Origin of the sequence: Paraclostridium dentum (genome assembly GCF_012922555.1) — a bacterium.
Classification (GTDB): Bacteria; Bacillota; Clostridia; order Peptostreptococcales; family Peptostreptococcaceae; genus Paraclostridium; species Paraclostridium dentum.
Genome location: NZ_WIPK01000010.1, coordinates 86,844 through 106,549, shown reverse-complemented (window position 1 = coordinate 106,549; position 19,706 = coordinate 86,844). Strand labels below are relative to the sequence as shown.

Below are 19,706 nucleotides of genomic sequence, written 5' to 3'. Positions count from 1 at the left end.
TAAAATCAATTATGATATCTTATAGATTTTCTATTTTTATTCAACCCCTATCCTTAAACATACTTTGATACTTAAATAATAAGAGAAGTATTTCAAGTTTAACTTTTTTCAATATTATGACTTTAAAGAAATTACTGGATAAGCATTTAAATGAATGATACTATAGATTCAGGTTTATAGGTAAAAATTACCAATTTAATAATTAGAACATTTCAATTATTAAATAATGTTGAAAGGGTTATTTATGAATAAAAAAAAGATAATATTAAGTATAATAATAGGTTTATTGGTGTTTTCATTTATTAACAAGAGATTTAATAAAAAAGAAGATATAGAGACATTTAACGAATCTTTTATAAATCCAGAATTCTATAGAATTTTAGATATAGATAAGTGGACTGAAAAAAAATCTCCAATGAATTATACTCAGTTAGAAAACGCTAAAATTAAAGTAACATCTAAAGATAAAAAAGATATTGAATCTATAACAAACATATTAAACAACGGCAAACTTATACCTATTGAAAAAAGCAGTTTTGATCAATACTGGGATAATACTTACAATACAGATAGATTTTGGTTATATATTTTTATGGATGCTAATAAACAAAAAACTGGATGTTATCCTGCAAATATTATAATAGAAAATAATTTAACATTTTATGTAGATGCATTTAACCAAAGTAATGGAAAATCGATATATCTAAAAGGTAAAATGAGTCAGGATGAATTTAATTTAATCGAAAAAATTTATAAAAAAGAAGAAAAAGTAAAATCATAGACATTTTATTATATGTCTTATAGTACAAGATACAATTAGCTAAGTTTTTAATCATTTAGTATGGGGGGGAGGTGTAAAAACTTGGTTTTAAAAAAATATAAAGAGATATTAAGCATTTTCATGGCATTATCAATAGTATTAGTAATAGCTATTGTAGGAATTCAATTAAATATTGACCTTTCTAAAAGCATAGAAAATGATATACCATTTAAATCTAAATTATTTAATAGTAAATCAGAATCTCAGACAGACACACCTTCTATAGATAATAAAATAATTAACAGAAGATATAAGGTACTAAATAAAAATGTTTTAACATACAAACTGGCAAGGAAGAATGTAAAAGAAAACTATTTTTTTGAGTTTGAAAATGCATTTGCTCAAAAAGTTTATACTTTCTTAGATTTAAAACCTATAAATAATGAAAAATATGGACAAATTTTATTAGGATATTCATACTATGATTTAGATAAATCACTTACTAAAGATGAAGCAATAAGTAAAGTTAAATCTATTTTACCTGATAATGCAAAAGAAGTTTATAACACTAAGTTTGAGAAGTATGAACTTATTAAATATAAAACAGATAAAGATACTTTTATAGCTTTTTTAGAGTATAAAAAGACTGTATCTAAGAAAAGTCCTTTTCCAATGATTTTGTATGATTATGATGATAATAAGATACAATCTATCGAATACTTTAAAGCAATAAAATAAAGATACTCCGGGGAGGTGTTTATTATCGAGTTTAAATTTATTAACACAATGGATGAGTATGTAAATGGATACAAGCTTATGATTAGACTAAGAAAAAATCTTTTTTTTCTATTTCATATACTTCCAAAGTTATTATGTATTGTAGGCATGATATACATTGTATATGGATTTAGAGTACTTTATCTAACTTCTTTATCTATAGAGACCTATTTAAATACTTTAGTGTTGATTTTGATATTAATCCTATTATTTAGAAGTAAAAAACACTTATTCAAATCAATAAAAAAGAAAGTTAAAGCTAGATATGGTGAATTTAAAGAAGTAACTTGTACAGTAGATGATAATAGCTTTTTGTGCGAGCAAGGAAATAATAGAAATGAAATTTTATTTAGTCAAATTTATAAAGTTGTTGAAGATAATAAATCTATTTACATATTTGGAGAAGAGTATATAATACTTTTGGTGATACCAACTAGCGTATTTAAAGACAATAAAGAAAAAGATGAGTTACTAATAAAAATGGAAGGATTAATGACTTAAAAAGTATTAATCCTTCCATTTTTATTCTTCATAATAGTTTACCATGTAAATATAATCTCCGTTTGCTAATATAGATATAATTCCATTCTTTCTTTCATATCTGTATGTTTTTAAATCAGGCATATTATCTTGAATTTTTTCATTATCTTGAACATCTTTTAAATTATACCCATAGTCCTCTAATATTTTTTGAGCATTACTAAAACTGTCACTTTCTTCTATGATAGGAGGTTCTTGATCCTCTAAGGAGCTAAAGTTAAATTTAGATACTTTATACCCTAGCATAAGTATAAACAACAAAACTATAGCTAAAGTGGTTTTTGTAATGTTTTTCAATAATTCACACCCCTTTATGTAAAATAAAATACTATATAGTTACTTATATTATAGTATATTTCATACTAGCTAGAAACTAAGGGCGGTACAGGACTAAAGTCCCCCAATACTAAGAGGACGTTTCATTAAACTTTTTATATTTTAACTCTTTTATAATTTGTGACACTCTACCCTTACTTAATCCAAGTTCTTTAACTATTTGTACCTGTTTATATCCTTTATCATATAATTCTTTTACTACATTGATATTGTCAATCCTACTTTGTTCCCTTTTAGTAAATCCATTTTCATTTCTTCTTTTAGCTTTTTTCTTTTCTTTTTGTTCTTCTGCACTTCTTCTATACTTTTCTTTACCTGATATAATAGTTCTTAAATACTGCTGCTCATATAAAGTTATATCTAATATTTGAATTAACTTTGTGTTTGTATATTTATATAATTTATTTTCATAGGCTTTTGTAGCTGATTTAGTATCTCTAATAACCTCATTCTTAGGTAGTGGCTTTGTAAACATAGAATTCAATTCTAATGCTCGTCTAAGTGCCTCTTCTGCATCCTCTGTAAAACATGCAGAATAATATCTATATAAAAATAAAATAACTTCTCTATGACCTTCTACATCATAATTTCTAAGCTCACAAATTTTTGATATATCCATCAATCTAGCATAATAAAGACTATACTCTGTAAAAAGACTTACCATCTTTTTAGGTCTGCCCTTTGATTTAGTTTTCTTAGGGCTAATTTCAGGAAGATATCCTTCTTGAATTTCTCTTAATGAGTATTCATAGTCGTATTCATCTAAAACTTTTACAGATGTTCCACTCTTTGAGTTCATAGTCCCGACAATTCTTAAAACCCTAGTTGGATCAAGTGCATTTGCATCTGCTCCAAACTCTTTTAAAGTATTAAATAAATATCTTTGAACTGCGTACCATAAAGGTAGCGCCATACTTGGAACTGGCTTAATTAAAACTATGTAATAAAGACCTCTTCCACTATCTATTAAATAGTTTGGCCTCGGTATTTTATATCCGTATAAATCATGTTCTAAAAAATATTGAACTGCATCTTTAGTATATTTTGAATTATAACAATCTATATCTATGTAAACGGCTCTAAGCTCTTTTATATTTTCAATTCTTCTTTGTGGCTTATAGAAAGTATTTTGAGATATATAATCGTTTATTCCATTTACTATCTCTTCTGTTTTATCTAAAAGTTCCTCTTTCTTATAGTGCCATTGACTGTAATTAGGATTTTTACTAGCAACTGTCATATATCCATTACTATTCCCATGTATTTTTTTTACGTATTTTTTAGAGTCATATATATTAATTTCAGAGTCAGTATTTAATTTAATTGCTTCCATAAAAATCCCCTCATTATTTTGATAAAATATAAAAAAGATAAGAGAGTTTCAGTATATAATACATAACTTCTCTTACCTTTTAGCGATAATGCTTAAATTTTAATCAACTAATGCATTTACTATAGCATTTGCAAATTTTTCAGCGTTATATCTATCCATATCATGGTCATTATCTATGAAACAACACTCAATAAGCATAGCAGGCATAGAGGTATGCTTTATTACATATAAATTTGGATTAGTTTTTACACCCCTATTCTTATAACCCAGTTTTTCAAAATTTGAGCACACTTTATTACCAATACTATGAGTTATATCGGATTTACTATATATGTAAACTTCAGTTCCATTCCCTCTTCCATCAGATGCATTAAAGTGTATTGAAACAAATAAGTTACAGTGATTACTATTTGCCTTTTTTACACGTAAGCTCAATGACTCTGAATTGCTACTAGCTTTATCTACTGTGCAATTTACAACTTCTACACCGTGTTGTCTTATAAGCGTTTCTACTAAGTTTCCAACTTCTCTTGTAAGATACTCTTCTTTTCTTCCGAGACCTTGAGCCCCTGTATTTGATCCAGATAGGCAATGTACCTTGTCTATGCCTATTTTCATATTTATTTATTCTCCTTTAGATGAATTTTAATTTATTTAATTTAGTATATATACACAAATAAACCAATTAGGAAATTAGTGTAATCGAGTATCTATACTATCTATATATTTTAGTTGAGCTTTAATTTAAGTTTGTTTAAAGCTCTTGTTTTAGTTTTATTTACAGATTGCCTTGAAATATTGAATAGATCTGAGATTTCTATATCTGAATAATTGAAGGCATATTTAAATGTAAGGACTTCTTGTTCCTTTGGGGTTAAAGATTTGATTAATTCTTTAAAGAAAAGCATATCTAGGTTATTTTCAACTTTTTTATTTTCTAAAATATTCAAATCAAGTTGAGACTCATTTAAAGTTTGTTTGCACACATTTTTATTAAGATGTATGTATTTATGCTTTATAGATTTACTTATATATGAAATTATGTATTTATCATAAGATAAATTTTTATTCCCAATAGGAAATTTGCTAATTAACTCTATAATGAATAAGGTTAACTCTGATTTTATGTCACAACAACTACTCTGCCTCGCTAATTTATTTAGCAAAGGATCAAACATATTTATAATCTCGACAACTGCATCTGCATTACCATGTTTAAAATCAATTATATTATTATATAAATTTTCCATTTTTACTTTCCCCTTAAAAAATATTTCGTTATTTAATAAGGTAGAAATTATAGAAAGTGTAAACATTAAATTACAATTTTTCCCAAATCTTTTTTAAAATATACAATTTATGAGTTTTAAAACTATTTACATTAAAAAAAGAGAGTATAAAGTGAACAATTTATTTAAATGACCTAAGGTTCTTGTACCTCTGTATGACCTGTATTAAAAAATTTCATATCTATCAATTCCTTATATAACTTTAATTACCGATATCAAAATAGATATTATCTATTTTTTCTCCAATTTTATCAATTTTTACAGTAATTTCTTTTGCTAACAGCTCATTAGTCATTAACAATTTTTCATTTACTTTCCTATTGTGCTTAATCTCATCTAATAAAATTTGCTTGTCTTCTTTTGTATCTAATCTTATTTGGTCAATAGTATGGTCAATAAAATCTTTAATGTACCATATAATAGCTACACACATAGCTATCGGAAATCCTAAATTTGTTATTATACGTTCTATTTCTATCATTTTTTTCTCCATATATGAAAAAAAAGACTAGTAGTTCTACTAGTCTTTTTTATTTATTTTTATAATATATTTATGTACTACCTAATAGACGGTACTTCATTTATTGTTATATTATTTAATGATGCTATTATTTCATCTATAACCTCTTTACATATTGCATTTAAATTTGATTTTATTGATTTATCATTAAACTCCATAAGATCATCATCATTTATTTTATCAGCTAATTCCATAGTTATTGCCAAAGTTCCTGCCTCTGCAATAAATGATTTATATACCTCTTGAATTTCTGTTTTATTTTGTTTGTATAATAATGGATATATTATATTCATATTTTGAACTAATCCACTATTTTTATCTATATACGCATTAAATGTGCATACCTCTATATCATTACCCATTATATTATCTCTTACTTTATATGCTTTTCTTATTTCTATATTATCAAACATTGAATTTCTCCCTTTTTCTAAATATATTTGTATTAAAGTTTTATGATATCTTTAATAACTGTATTTATCATAATTTTAAAATCTTGTGTAAAAGGTTTTAAATTATATAGCATTGAATTATTTATTTCTTCGTTATGTACTAGACCCATATCTGCAGCTATAGAATCTACTTCTGAACTAAACTCTCTGTAAGATTGTAATATATCTTTTTTGTTTTCTTTATATAATATAGGATATGTTATATTCAAATCTTGAGTTATTCCACTGCAAATATCTAAGTATGCATTAAAGGCACAAATTTCAATATCACCTTCATTTTTACTATCTTTTATTTTATATGATTTAGTTATTTTTATATTGTCAAACATATTATTTTATCTCCCCATTCTATTTAGTATATGTTATTTCTATTTTTGCATTACCTTCACACTTGAAATAAGTGGATGCATTATTGCTATCTGACTTAAGATAGAAATATTTTATGGCTCCAGATTGAATTTTAGATATTATAGAGTTATTTAAATTCACCCATACTCCTTCACCACGATCTATGTTTGTATTTGTAGTTATAGTAGTTCCATCAGAAGCATATAAACATAATTTAGAGCCCGTAGAATTACCGGAACTTGTTCTTCTTTGAATATATATTCTTCCTGATAAGTTAGTTCCTCCTGATATAGCATTTCGTATTTCAGAGAAGCCATCTGCCATTTGCATGTAACCAGTCCATCTACCAGTATTCCACCCAGAATAATATCCTTGAATAAGCTCACTTTTATTTTCCCATCCATTTAATGTTTCATCTGACCATATACTATTAAAATTCCATGTAGATACTCTTTGAGTTGGTTTATATATAGGATTCCATCCAGCAGATGGTTTTTTAATAAAGTTTACATTACCATAATGAACATAAGCAGTACCATCATCACCATTGCCAGTAGTGTTGCCAAATTTAGCATCTGGAACATAATCAGCTTGCTGAGATTTAAAATAAGTCTTTGAATACATACCACATGATACATACCAGTCAAGTTCTGAACCATAATTATTTCTAACATGTAAAGTTGATTCTCTATTAGATATAGCACACCAAGTATGACCCAAATCACAATTATCAACTATTACAAAACTTCCTTCATTGACGTGTATATTAGCACCACTATTGCCTCCACCAGTCCAAGTGCAGTTGTATATTTTAACATAACTACTTCTAAATATATTTAAAAAAGTTTTAAATGTAGCTCTTCCATTTGTAGAAACATCATTTATTCTTATCTTACAAGTACACCCATCTATGCTACATGGCTCATTAAATATAACATTATCATCTAAGTTTAGCTCTATAACACCAGCTCCAAATTTACCAGTTATATTAAATCCAGGTAAAGAGTTTTGTACATTAATTTTATAATGAGTATTTATAATATCTGGTATAAGACTTAAGGCTTTATCTATTGTTTTAAATGGACTATTTTGACTTAATCCATTATTATTATCATTACCAGTAGCACCATTTACAAAATAGTCAGTAAACATATTAGTATTTGTTAAAGATTTCATTGCTACATTAGTAGCATATATTCTTTCAGCATTAATAGTACCAGATGTAAGATTAGGTATATTAGAACTTCTTGAGAACTCAGCTACAGTTCCACCATTGTTATCATTAACAGAAAATGATGAAGAATCTATTTGAGTGTATGTATTAGAATTAGAGTTTCTAACTGTTATTCCATCTTTATCTATAGAAGTTATCCCAGAGTAAACTTCATCGGGATTAGGGGTAGCAGAAGTTGAAAGTTCACCTTCTTCTAGTTGAATATCCCAGAATCGTATAGGTCCAAATGAGTTGCCCCATCCACCGACACCAACATGTACAATGCAATAGATATCTTTAGCTGTAAAAGATAATTTTAATTTTTCAACGTACTGACCAGAATTACTAATTCCGGTTTCAGCAGGATACTCTCCACCATTATAAACTTGAATACCCCCAATACAATTAGGGTTAAAATCAACCATGCAAGATAGTGTATATTTTTTGCCGACGGTTAGGCCATAAACAGTTTGAGAGATTCCTTGATTATTAGCTGATGGATCTAATCTTATGTATTTTTTACCATTCTCATGAGTATCAAAGTTATATTTACATGATCCCCAATTGTCCCAGTAAGCTAAGTTATTATAAAAAGAATAGTTTTTTAGTAAATTATAACCACCACTTTCTTCAAATTTAATTTTTAAAGTATCAACTTTTTGTTCAACCTGTGATGAAGTTTGATATCCCTTGTTATCAACATCATTCTTTGTATAATAACTTTTAGATACTTCAGTCTTGAATCCTTTAAGATCTGTTGTTACTTCAGTCTTTACATTTGATATTTCAGTTGTAACATCTTGTTGACTTGGCGACCATGATGTTGCTTTATTTCCTTCTTCAATCTTAACTAATTTAAAAGAAATATTACCGTTTCTAAATAATGATAATCTTAATCCAAAATATTTTGTAGCTACTTGTTTAATAGTATATGTGTAAGTCATTCTTACCCACTCATTATTTATAAAAATAGGGGCATTTGTATCTTCATGTGTTATACTAACATCTATATTTTCAATTCTTGATTTTGAAATATCATATCCTTCAACAATAAATGGTATTTTTACATCCCAAGCATTAATATCTTCAACCTTTATATCAGCTGAAACAGTGAAAGTTTGCCCAACTTTACAAGGAACGTAAGATGTATATAAACTTAAAATATTATTACTTGTTTTGCCTGATTGTGATTTACTTGCTACATAACATTTATCCATATCTGAATATGTTATTCCATAACTATTTGAATTTAAAAAACCTTTAGTTCTATCATTACTAATAATAAAATTCTGTGTACCATGTACTAATTGAGATGTACCCACTTGTAGATTGTCTATCGCCGTGTTTATATCAGTTTGTTCAACCTTTAACTTGATTTCATTATTTAATTGTGATATGTCTGAAGTATTTTTAGTAAGTTTACTTTCCATTGCATTTTTATCTTCAATATATTTTTGGCTATCAACCTTTAAATTTATAGCCTTTTCATTTGCTTTTATTTGTGTTGTATGATTTTCAATAACCTTTCCATCATCATTTTGTTTGTTCTCAATTTGAGAAAGCTTTGCTGATAATGTTGATCCTTCAACTGATATAGCATGACCTGTTATCTTTTCAGTATCATCGTTTATTTCTCTTATAACTGAAGATATGTCTAATTTAGAACCATCAATTTGTGTATCTCCGCTGATGTGCTCATTTGTAATTAATCCATCAGTAATACCTTTTTCAGTAATACCTTTTTCATCAAATAAAACAGTATTCCCATCAGAACCCCTTACTAATAAGCCATAGTATGAACCATCATTATTAACATCACCCAGTGATACTCTTTCAAATCTTTCATTTCCTGAACCTGTAAAAACTTGTAACCTATTACCTCTAAGGTTTAACATACCATTTTTACCTTGGATGTTAATATTAGAAGTATCTATTGTTCCACTTGAAATTTGATCTGCTGATAATTCTGATATTTGGGCTGAGCCAATTGCACCCTGTCCAATTACTGTTGACCCTGCAAGGATTGAACCTGCACTTAAATGTTTTGCTGTTATTTGGTTTGCATCAATATGCTCAGCCTTTATACTATCACTTGACAAATGTTTTGCTGTTATTTGATTTGCATCAATATGCTCAGATTTTATTTGATCAGCATCTATATGTTTTGACTTTATTGCATCAGTATCTATATGTTTTGCCTTTATTTGATCAGCATCTATATGATCAGCTGTTATTTGGTTTGCAAATATATGTGAACCATATACCTGATTATCTTTAATTTTATCTGATGTTATAGCATCATTTTGGATATCATTATTTCCTATTGGAAACTTTTGATTTATCTTATCATCTACTTTTCCTTCTAAGCCATCTGCTAATGCTCTCATCTCACTAGTTATACTAGATTTAACCTCTTTAAAATTAGCCAAAGTACATCTATTACTTTGACTATCTGTCTTAGATCTTTCTAGTTTATTTACTCGTGCTGATAAATATAGTGGTGGATTAAACTCATTATCTATTATAAATACTTCATCTCCTAAATCTACATCTTCTCCTAATAGCTCTACTTCTAAGTTATATGTTATTTTAGGATTACATCTTCTTTTTAGCTCTTCTCTTGTTAACCTTAGTAACTCTTGTGGTGATTCGCTTTCACAATTAAATACACCCATTATATGTGAACCTTTATTGTTCCATCTATTGTAAGAATCTTCATTTATTATAAAGTCTTGATTTTGTGGTTTATCATCAGACTCAACTTCTTTAAATGTTATATCATTTTTGCCTAAACCTATAAGTGCAGTAACTAACTCTGATGAATCTATAATCTTTTCTACACTAGTCATATTTACACCATATTCAAATCTATGCTTAGTTACTCTTCCTCTTTTAGCAAATACATCTATATATTTAGCAATAATTCTATTGTTTGCTATCTCAACTCTAAACCTTATTTCTCCGCCAAATTCTCCAATAACAACATCTTGTATAACTTTATATACATTGTCATAACCAGATAAATCCACAGGTATAACTTTATTTAAACCAGCATCTAGCATACCTATTGACCATGAAGTTCCATTTAATATAGCTTTTAGAAACTGATTTAAATTAGCCGAGTTTATTTCCATTGGTCTAACTACCTCATTTAATAACTCTAAGCATGCACTTTCACAATATACAGCCTTTTCAACTTGCTCTGCATGAACTTCTTTAACTTCTCTAATTTGAAATATTTTATAATACTCTTTATCCTTAAATGCTACATAGTTCCCTACCTGTATACTGTTTGAAGCCTTTGAGTTAGATATTGTTTTAAACTCAAAAGTTTCAACTCCAGTATCTAACTCTTCTATATGAATATCTTCAAAATAAGGAACTACCTTATTCATATCTCCTTTGTTAGATAAAGTTGATATAATTTGTTCCTGTTTATTTAATATATATAACATAAATCAACCTCCTTTATACTAAAAAGAGAAAGGATATAATCCTTTCTCTTTTTAGCAATTTTACAACCATTTTTCAACAATTGAAGCCTCTACATCTATACTCTTATCATCTGATATACATCTAATTTCAGATATTCCATCTCTAACATCAAAAAATTCACTACCAATGTCTAAATACTGCATATAATCATTATCTTTAGAGTAAACCTTATTCTGTGCGCAATCTATTATTACCTCTTCTCCTGCTTTAAATATCTTTTGATTTACAGGTTCATTAGGTAATTTATTAAGTCTTCTTACTTTAATATCAGTTAAACACATAGTGTCGACTACTGTTGCATCTTTATATTGTCCAAACCATATAACTACATGATTTAAGGAACCTTTTGGGTAATTACCACTTGATAATGTATTAGTTTTTATACTGTTTGTGACTTTTCCATCTTTAACTTTATTAACTTCCGCATACCACTGGTAATTACCATCTGATAATTTAGTTCTTTTTAATTTAAAATTACCACAAAAATCATTCCAATCACCAAATCTACCACTATCAACTTCCTTTATTGTGGTTTTATTATTATCATCTTGTACTTTCTCAGTTATTGGTTTTGGGGCAGATTTATTATCTGATAGTACTAAACTATTTCCTATATATACCTCTGGCTCTGTATATTCAAACCATTCTTCTGAATCTTTTAATCCAAATTTAAATAATTTCTGTCCATTAGAGTCAAATCCATATAACTCTATCCTGCCTAGTCTATTTTCAGTTGAAGGGCTTTCATCTGAACTATAACTATTCATATTAATATTTTTATTAGTTGGTTTTAAACTTAAATAATCCATGCAAGAATATCCAGTTACTCCACCATAAGTAACTTTTCCCCATCCCTTTGATATATCAGTTACAGTTACATCTTTTCCTTTTGGTATAGAACCAATTTTACTACTATTTGTAGTTCTATCTCTCCTTATTCTTAAAGATGGCTCAGCGGTGCAAGTGTATACTGAATTATTAGCAGGTTTATCTGTAGCATTTGAACCATAACCTATTTTTCCACCTGAATCATGTTCCATCATTGCAACTATTTCAAATTCTTCTACATTAGGGGCAATACTTCTTTTTAATGCCCCTCCATGCCATCCATTTGTAGATGAACCATAATTTGCACATACAACTCCATATCCACCTTGATTTATTGTGCAATTTCCCATAACTTCTCTGTCTGAATCTAATACATTTCCTACACTTGTAAAGTCTGTAGTTACCTCACAAGGCTCGTTTAATACTAAATCAGATTGTGATACATTGGGTTTATCTACATCAGGCCTAGTACCTAATAATATTGTTTCTCCAGTAAAATATGTACATTGTAAAAAGTGAGCATCTTGTCCAAAAGATACATTTATTAATGGGCTAGTGAATGCTGTTCCTTTATTATCTATAGTTAATTTATTATTTTCTGATGCACCAAATATCTTCTCTTCTTTTGAATATGCTATTGGATCATGGCATACAAAAGATATTTTACCTGCACCATAGTTCATTATTTGATCTATATCTATACTACCATCCACAACTGCATAGTAGTATTTATCTGGCTCATCACTAAATTCTAGTTTAGTAGGAATAACTACATCTGTCAGAGATGCTAATTGTCTTGACTTAGTAAAGTAATCATCTTTGCTATCTCCAATAATAGCAAAATCTACTTCTATAGTTCTTATTCCATATTTATATCCACTATAATACTCTCCATTAACACTTGGTATTTCTTTTGTATAATTTTTTCTTTGAGGTAAGATTTGTCGTCTTACATCTACTACCTTAAAGTATTTTGTTAAATCATTTCCACCATAGGTTATTTGCATTTTTCTCCTCCTTATCTAAGAATTTTTATATTATCCCTAATTTTCTATTCTCTCTAGCAGATAATCTATTGATTTCATCTGCTATTTTCTTTATATCCATATCATTTCTGACAGACATATTATCAATATTTATAGTTACACCTTTGTTATTTTGTGATCCTGAAGTATTATCTAATGTAATCATAGATGCAACAGCATTTGCAAAAGGTCTCATTCTTCTTTTGTTACTTAATGGTAAAACTGCTTCATCTCCATTTTCACCAACACCTATTACTGAAGCACCTGTGAATATACCTCCAGTTTGATACCAACTAATCCCTAACTTAGGTACCTGTAGTGGATTTAATGAAAATTTACCTGATATATCAAAATGTGGTAACTTTATATTAGGTTTTAGTACCGCGTTAAATATTCCTTTTATAAAGTCAAATGCTCCAGATACTATACTTTTGGCTTTATCCATTACACTTTGTACTGTTGTTGATATGCCATTAAATACATTTGATACTGCACTTCCTATTGCAGAGCCAACTGAAGTAACAATATTTTGTATACCATTCCATGATGTGCTTATAAAGTTTGATATATTAGTAAATATACCTATTAAGAAACTAGAAACACCGCTCCATATTCCTATAGCTATTGAAGATATACCAGTCCAAATACCTGATAAAAATGAACTTATACCAGTCCAAATACTTATGGCTATTGAAGAGATACCAGTCCATAGTGTAGTAAAAAATTCACTAATACCAGCCCAAATAGTCATCGCCATTTCACAAATGCTAGTCCATAATGTAGTTAAAAACTCACTTATACCAGTCCAAACACTCATTGCTATCTCACAAATACCAGTCCATAATGTAGTAAAAAATTCACCAATACCAGCCCAAATAGTCATCGCCATTTCACAAATGCTAGTCCATAATGTAGTTAAAAACTCACTTATACCAGTCCAAACACTCATTGCTATCTCACAAATACCAGTCCATAATGTAGTAAAAAATTCACCAATACCAGCCCAAATAGTCATCGCCATTTCACAAACGCTAGTCCATAATGTAGTTAAAAACTCACTTATACCAGTCCAAACACTCATTGCTATCTCACAAATACCAGTCCATAATGTAGTAAAAAATTCACCAATACCAGCCCAAATAGTCATCGCCATTTCACAAACGCTAGTCCATAATGTAGTTAAAAACTCACTTATACCAGTCCAAACACTCATTGCTATCTCACAAATACCAGTCCATATATTTGCTAAAAATGCTGAAATTGAATCCCAATTCTTTATTACTAAAAATAATGCCATTATTGCAAAAGTTATAAGTCCTATTGGATGTGTTATAAATGCAATTATTGCTGCAAATGCTCCGGTTACTATAGCTGCTATTCCTGTTACTGTATTAAAAACTGTAGTCATTATTGTTGCTAGATTTAGAACTATGGTATATATTGCAATGCCTGCCGCTAAAATTGCTAAGAGCTGTCCAACTGTTTCCAGTTCTGATTTATACTCAGACAATTTTTTAATTGCATTTGATACTGAATCACAAAAATCAAGAATTGCATCTTTTGCCGTTATCATACCATCCCCAACAAAACCACTTATTTTATCTGCTATTGGCTGTAATAATGTTATTATTTTTTCTTTAACTTCTTCTAATTGCTTTGTTATTTCTTGAGTTGGTAAAAGTGAACTTATAATGTCTGACCCCATTGTTATTAAAGTACCCTTTAACCCACCAATCTGCTTTGTTATAAAACTAAAATCTGGTTTTATATTAGATAAGGTATTATCTAAATTTTCACTTTCGGTATTTACTTCTTTTATAGATTTTTTAAGGTCTTTAAAAGATGTACTTAAAGTGCTTGATACATCTTTTCCCATCTGTTTAAAATCTGTTTTAAATTTTCCTAATGCTTGACTCAAATTTTCCCCCTCCTTTTCTAAAAAATTATATATGAAAAGACCATTAGGATATTTTATCCCAATGGTCTTAAAATTTAGTTATTAATTTTAAAAATAGATAAAAGTTCACTCTCTAACTCAGCTTTTTTATCTTTTCCTATAAATTTTGCATCGTTAGATAGTTCAGATTTATCATCTGGTTTATATAAATCTTCTGGCTTTACTTTCTTTTTTAAAGTTCCCATGCAATTTATAATTATTGAAGTTTGCCATGCTAATATTTGCATTTTATTATCAATGTCATCTTCCCGATAAGCTACATATGACTCAACCATTTCTATTAACTCATCTGGCTCTAAATTATATAGTTCACATGGTTTTAAATGAAAAACTCCATATCCCCAGTAACATATATTTGACCAGCTACCTAGTTTTTTTGTCCCTGTAAACCCCCAAGAGCTTGTGTTAATGCTTCTACAACTATTTTCATATTTGACATATCCACTAATTCACCAACTTCTTCAAAAGATAACTCTGGATCATCTTTTAAAAGACCAACATGAAGTAACATTTGAATTTTTTCCATCGAAAAATCTTCATCTATTTTATCTAATGATATATTGTATTCTTTTTCTAACATTCTAACTGAGTTTAATGTGAATTTTAAATATCTTTCTCTATCTAACTTTATTAATGTTCCTTTTTTCATTTTAATTTCCTCCAATGCGTATCTTTCATATTAGTTTAAATATTTATCTATTTTAATTATTATTGAGCTGGTTGATTATTTTCTCTCACTAAAGCTGATGCTCCTTGTAATGTTGCCGAATATGTAGCTGCATCATCTTGTGCATACTCTTCCGGGAATTCTGTTATAAGAACTTTACCTTTATAAGAATATCCATCATTTCCACCAACTTTTATAATTACATCTATTAATGTTCCATTATCAAAACATGTATGTAAATGCTCTAATCCTTGATCTCCTAAAGATACTAAACCTTCACATTCTATAGACCATGATTTTAGTCCCATTATACTTTCAGACCATCCTCCAGATGTTTTATCTGTAACATCTATAGTTTCTGCTGTTCTAGTTAATGAAGCTCCTTTTTGTCCACCTATTGCAACCTTTTGTCCACCTATCTCTACCATTAATAATACGTCTACGCCTGCTATTTTCTTAGCCATTTAAATCACTCCTCTTTATTTTTGTTTTATTTTTTTGATATGTAGAATATTTTTAACAAACCTACATAATACACACTAACATCCTAAATTTACATGTGTAATAATGCTTACCATCTTCCAAGGTATCTTTGTGTTCTGGGTAAGGTCTATCAGCTGTTATTAATACAACTTGATATGCATTATATTCTATATTAGTTTTTCTATGAAGTTTGTTTATCATATCTATAGACAGCCTTTCAGCGTCCTTTGGATTATTTGCTTTTGTTCCTATTTCAATGTCAAAGTCATATAATCCACCTTTTTCTAACATAGCTGTTGTAAGTTCTACCTTACTTAATATTGATGATTCTATGTTAGGAAACTCGACAGGATATATTTGTACTCCTGTTATATCTCCTATTAAATTACATAAGGTTAATATATCCATTTAAATTTCTTCTCCTATACAAGCACATTTGTGCATAGTCATTTTTTATTACCATTTTTAATGATTACTTTTTAGATACTATTTGAACCATTTTTATCAGATATGAAAGAAATTAAAATATTTTGTAAAAAAATTTATACTTTTACACCTATTAGTGCAGCTACAATAAAAAAATGATAGTAGTTTTTTATTTTATTTTGGTTCTGTATTATATCTTACTTTTTTTGATTTTGGTTGATTTATATAATCTAAAGTTTCATACGGAACTGATAATTGCTTGTTATTTCTTCTTTTTATTTGATGATGAGATAATATAGGATAATCAGACTTAGATACCTTATCAACATCTTTTGATTTTAATATACATTCTAAAAACCAATTTGCTAAAATTATAAGTAACGTTTCTGGCATTAGTTCATTAGTCTCACAAAAGTATTCTTCTGTTATATCTATAATAAATAGTTTTTTTTCATCTAAAGATACATCCTTATCAGTTAATTTTTCTATTTTATTTAAATATTTTAAGTTAATATTATTTAAAAATTTGTACACTATATCTCACCCCAAAGTTCTAAAACTTTATTAATTTTTTTCTTTATTCTTTTAATTGTATCTCTTGGCGTATTGTGGTTATAGTGACCATATTTATCTGCAATCTCCTGTAATGTGTATCCATCAATATAATAAAGGGAAAACAATTCTCTTTGATAATCTGTAAGTTTTGCTTTTTCTAATAAAATTTCCATATCAACTAACATATCTACAATATAAAAATTTGATGTATAAAAAACTTGTTCTTCTATTGATGGAATATGCTTTAAGGCACTAAATACAACTTTTTCGGTATAATTAATTTCTCTACTCATACTTATGTTAATTTTAAATTATTCCTTTCTATCTATATCGTAAGCATTTTCATCTACCATAATGTAAGCAAATGTTTTTTAATATTGCTTAAAAAATCATTCTTTCTTTTCATTCATATTAAACAACAAATCCTTAAACTTAATAAATTCAGTTTTTTTTAATACAATCAGTATATGTGGAATTGTTAAATTCGTTTTTCGTACACTACTACATTTTAAATATTGTTATTACAGTATTTTCTTCATTAGAAGCACCTTCCTTTATTATTTATTTTGTTTAAGGTACTAAAGGATGAGTTTTTATTGCTTATTCATAATAAAGAAAAAAAAAGTTGAAGTGTAAACCCAACTTTTATGAAATATTAAAAATAGTTATTAGTTTTTGAAATACACTTTTATCTGGAAGGAGGTACTCAATAGAAATATAGAGATTACAAAGTAATTAGATAGGCCATAAGAAGTAATCATTGTAAACAGATAAAATATATAAATTATCTTTATAGGTAAACCCAAATACAATAAAAACTGTGAATAAAATAAGTGGAATAATTATAAAGTTAAAATGTAAACCTTAATAAATCTATAAGATATCTAAAAATGGACCTATATATACTTATTTATAGTGAAAGTTTAGTTCTGAAGATATGAAAATGTTACAAAGTATATATTACAAAGATTATATATACTACAGAATAAAGAATAAAAATAGTCACTTAGTAAAGTGACTATTTTTATTCTTTATTTATTTAAATTAGAACTCACCCTCACTAAACGATTTTTAAGCAATGAAAGTACTAAATTAAGAGTTATTCTTGATAATAGTTTACAATGTAAATATAATCTCCGTTTGCTAATATAGATATAATTCTATTCTTTCTTTCATATCTGTATGTTTTTAAATCAGGCATATTATCTTGAATTTTTTCATTTTCTTGAACATCTTTTAAATTATATCCATAGTCCTCTAATATTTTCTGAGCATTACTAAAACTGTCACTTTCTTCTATGATAGGAGGTTCTTGATCCTCTAATGAGCTAAAGTCAAATTTAGATACTCTATACCCTAGCATAAGTATAAACAACAAAACTATAGCTAAAGTGGTTTTTGTAATGTTTCTCAATACTTCACACTCCTTTATATAAAATCAAATTATACATAATTACTTATATTATAGTGTATTTCATAATTTGTAGACACTTTATTTGCATTCTATATTTATAAAAATTATAATAAAAAAAGTACATCAATAAATTAAAGGGGAATTTTTATGAGTAAAAAATTAAAAATTTTAATAATCGGACTTAGTGTTTTGATTATCGCATCTATTTATATAGTATCAAGATCTAATTCAGTTAAATCTAAAGAAACTTCTAAAACACTTAACTCATCTTCTCATCAACAATCTAGTGAGATAGATTCAATTTTAAAAACAAGAAAATATCAATTAATAGAAGGCAAAGAATATATCCAATATGAGTTACCTTATTCAACAAATGAAATAATGAAAAATACTAAATTAATGCTACAACTTAGAGATCTGTTAGTAGATGAGAATACTTTTTTCACAATGCTAAAATTGAATGATGGAAATGGAGTGTTAGTGCAAACTGAATTCCAATCATTAATGATTGGTGGTTTAGGTGATGAATTTTGTACATTAAATAATGTACTGTATGATGGTAGTGTGTATAAAGATAAAATTGATTATTTCAAATTTAAGGAGACACTTCCATATATCCCAGAATAATTGCATGAAGCCACATAAAACTTTAAATAGATGAACTAAGAAAAGAGCTAGTGCTCTATAAAACTAGCTCTTTTCTTTACTTAAAAAAATAAACTTTTCCACTAACTCAGTATATGCTATAAATTATAAAAACTAGATATAATCTTATACCTAGTTTTTACTTTTATTAAGCCTTATGATTAGCCATTATATTTTTAACCTCTTCTATGCACTCAGGTTTTATTAACTCCAACATTCTTGGAATAAAACTCATCATATATTCTTTATTAAAAGTTCCTTCATCTTGCTTTTTAAAACTTTCATTTAGTAATTCTTTTGCTTTGTCTTGATTTTCTAAAGCTACTCTTTCCATTATAAAATTAAAGAATCTTTCTTGGCCGTTATTCATTGTGTTTATCTCCTTTTAATTTGGGTTCTAAGCTATGTTGATTCAGTAATATATATTATATACCCAAAGTTGAATAAATAGATACATTTTAGTGATAGTTAATAAATATATTATTTGAGTTTTTCAAAACAAAAAATAGTACATAAAGTAAATATAAATCTACTTTATGTACTATTTTTACTAGTAAACAACACATACTAACTTTTTCGCGTTCGTTGATACAATTAAATAAATGTTTTTTATAAACCACATAAAAAACTATAAGGAATTTAA

General features: G+C 27.5%; 22 protein-coding genes. 4 read left to right on the top strand and 18 right to left on the bottom strand.

Annotated features, from left to right (window positions below; genetic code table 11):
- Positions 1–244: 244 nt before the first annotated feature.
- From GFJ41_RS14005 to GFJ41_RS13995, 3 genes are all read left to right on the top strand, one after another.
- Positions 245–781 (top strand): hypothetical protein, encoded by a 537-nt coding sequence (locus GFJ41_RS14005; protein ID WP_170075667.1) that lies wholly within the window; start codon positions 245–247, stop codon positions 779–781.
- An 81-nt stretch (positions 782–862) separates the two neighbouring features.
- Positions 863–1,498 carry a hypothetical protein gene (locus GFJ41_RS14000; protein WP_170075666.1) on the top strand — a complete coding sequence of 212 codons (636 nt, stop codon included), beginning with the start codon at positions 863–865 and terminating at the stop codon, positions 1,496–1,498.
- A 48-nt stretch (positions 1,499–1,546) separates the two neighbouring features.
- Positions 1,547–2,038, top strand: a complete 492-nt coding sequence (locus tag GFJ41_RS13995; protein WP_170075665.1) for a YcxB family protein — start codon at positions 1,547–1,549, stop codon at positions 2,036–2,038.
- Positions 2,039–2,059: 21 nt separating this feature from the next.
- On the opposite strand, the gene GFJ41_RS13990 is transcribed toward GFJ41_RS13995, so the two are convergent.
- The 17 genes from GFJ41_RS13990 to GFJ41_RS13910 form a co-directional block, all read right to left on the bottom strand.
- On the bottom strand, positions 2,060–2,374 hold the full coding sequence (locus GFJ41_RS13990) for a hypothetical protein (protein WP_170075664.1): 315 nt from the start codon (positions 2,372–2,374) through the stop codon (positions 2,060–2,062).
- Positions 2,375–2,483: 109 nt separating this feature from the next.
- Positions 2,484–3,746 (bottom strand): DNA-binding response regulator, encoded by a 1,263-nt coding sequence (locus tag GFJ41_RS13985; RefSeq protein WP_206001562.1) that lies wholly within the window; start codon positions 3,744–3,746, stop codon positions 2,484–2,486.
- A gap of 99 nt (positions 3,747–3,845) precedes the next feature.
- Positions 3,846–4,364: an N-acetylmuramoyl-L-alanine amidase gene (locus GFJ41_RS13980; protein ID WP_170075663.1), complete on the bottom strand. Its 519-nt coding sequence runs from the start codon at positions 4,362–4,364 to the stop codon at positions 3,846–3,848.
- 110 nt (positions 4,365–4,474) lie between these two features.
- Positions 4,475–4,996 (bottom strand): sigma-70 family RNA polymerase sigma factor, encoded by a 522-nt coding sequence (locus tag GFJ41_RS13975; protein WP_170075662.1) that lies wholly within the window; start codon positions 4,994–4,996, stop codon positions 4,475–4,477.
- A 241-nt stretch (positions 4,997–5,237) separates the two neighbouring features.
- Positions 5,238–5,516 carry a hypothetical protein gene (locus GFJ41_RS13970; protein ID WP_170075562.1) on the bottom strand — a complete coding sequence of 93 codons (279 nt, stop codon included), beginning with the start codon at positions 5,514–5,516 and terminating at the stop codon, positions 5,238–5,240.
- Between the two features lie 77 nt (positions 5,517–5,593).
- The gene (locus tag GFJ41_RS13965) at positions 5,594–5,968 is read right to left on the bottom strand and encodes a hypothetical protein (RefSeq protein WP_170075661.1); all 375 of its coding nucleotides are present in this window, start codon (positions 5,966–5,968) and stop codon (positions 5,594–5,596) included.
- A gap of 32 nt (positions 5,969–6,000) precedes the next feature.
- A complete protein-coding gene (locus GFJ41_RS13960; RefSeq protein ID WP_170075660.1) occupies positions 6,001–6,336 on the bottom strand; it encodes a hypothetical protein in 336 nt (111 codons plus the stop codon).
- 19 nt (positions 6,337–6,355) lie between these two features.
- Positions 6,356–11,023: a phage tail spike protein gene (locus GFJ41_RS13955; RefSeq protein WP_170075659.1), complete on the bottom strand. Its 4,668-nt coding sequence runs from the start codon at positions 11,021–11,023 to the stop codon at positions 6,356–6,358.
- A gap of 60 nt (positions 11,024–11,083) precedes the next feature.
- Positions 11,084–12,898, bottom strand: a complete 1,815-nt coding sequence (locus GFJ41_RS13950) for a distal tail protein Dit (protein WP_170075658.1) — start codon at positions 12,896–12,898, stop codon at positions 11,084–11,086.
- 25 nt (positions 12,899–12,923) lie between these two features.
- A complete protein-coding gene (locus GFJ41_RS13945; protein ID WP_170075657.1) occupies positions 12,924–14,834 on the bottom strand; it encodes a phage tail protein in 1,911 nt (636 codons plus the stop codon).
- A gap of 74 nt (positions 14,835–14,908) precedes the next feature.
- The gene (locus GFJ41_RS13940; RefSeq protein WP_170075656.1) at positions 14,909–15,148 is read right to left on the bottom strand and encodes a hypothetical protein; all 240 of its coding nucleotides are present in this window, start codon (positions 15,146–15,148) and stop codon (positions 14,909–14,911) included.
- 92 nt (positions 15,149–15,240) lie between these two features.
- Complete coding sequence (locus GFJ41_RS13935; RefSeq protein WP_170075655.1) at positions 15,241–15,522, bottom strand: hypothetical protein; 282 nt, start codon at positions 15,520–15,522, stop codon at positions 15,241–15,243.
- Positions 15,523–15,581: 59 nt separating this feature from the next.
- On the bottom strand, positions 15,582–16,004 hold the full coding sequence (locus tag GFJ41_RS13930) for a phage tail tube protein (RefSeq protein WP_206001561.1): 423 nt from the start codon (positions 16,002–16,004) through the stop codon (positions 15,582–15,584).
- 61 nt (positions 16,005–16,065) lie between these two features.
- Entirely contained in the window at positions 16,066–16,431 is a 366-nt protein-coding gene (locus tag GFJ41_RS13925; protein WP_170075654.1) for a hypothetical protein, read from the bottom strand.
- A 192-nt stretch (positions 16,432–16,623) separates the two neighbouring features.
- Positions 16,624–16,983, bottom strand: a complete 360-nt coding sequence (locus tag GFJ41_RS13920) for a hypothetical protein (RefSeq protein WP_170075653.1) — start codon at positions 16,981–16,983, stop codon at positions 16,624–16,626.
- On the bottom strand, positions 16,983–17,297 hold the full coding sequence (locus tag GFJ41_RS13915) for a sigma factor-like helix-turn-helix DNA-binding protein (protein ID WP_170075652.1): 315 nt from the start codon (positions 17,295–17,297) through the stop codon (positions 16,983–16,985). Before GFJ41_RS13915 ends, GFJ41_RS13920 begins: the two co-directional genes overlap by 1 nt.
- An 806-nt stretch (positions 17,298–18,103) precedes the next feature.
- Entirely contained in the window at positions 18,104–18,418 is a 315-nt protein-coding gene (locus GFJ41_RS13910) for a hypothetical protein (protein WP_170075651.1), read from the bottom strand.
- Between the two features lie 147 nt (positions 18,419–18,565).
- On the opposite strand from GFJ41_RS13910, the gene GFJ41_RS13905 reads away from it, so the two are divergent.
- Positions 18,566–19,045: a hypothetical protein gene (locus GFJ41_RS13905; RefSeq protein ID WP_170075650.1), complete on the top strand. Its 480-nt coding sequence runs from the start codon at positions 18,566–18,568 to the stop codon at positions 19,043–19,045.
- Between the two features lie 166 nt (positions 19,046–19,211).
- On the opposite strand, the gene GFJ41_RS13900 is transcribed toward GFJ41_RS13905, so the two are convergent.
- A complete protein-coding gene (locus tag GFJ41_RS13900) occupies positions 19,212–19,433 on the bottom strand; it encodes a hypothetical protein (protein WP_025163165.1) in 222 nt (73 codons plus the stop codon).
- Positions 19,434–19,706: the final 273 nt, after the last annotated feature.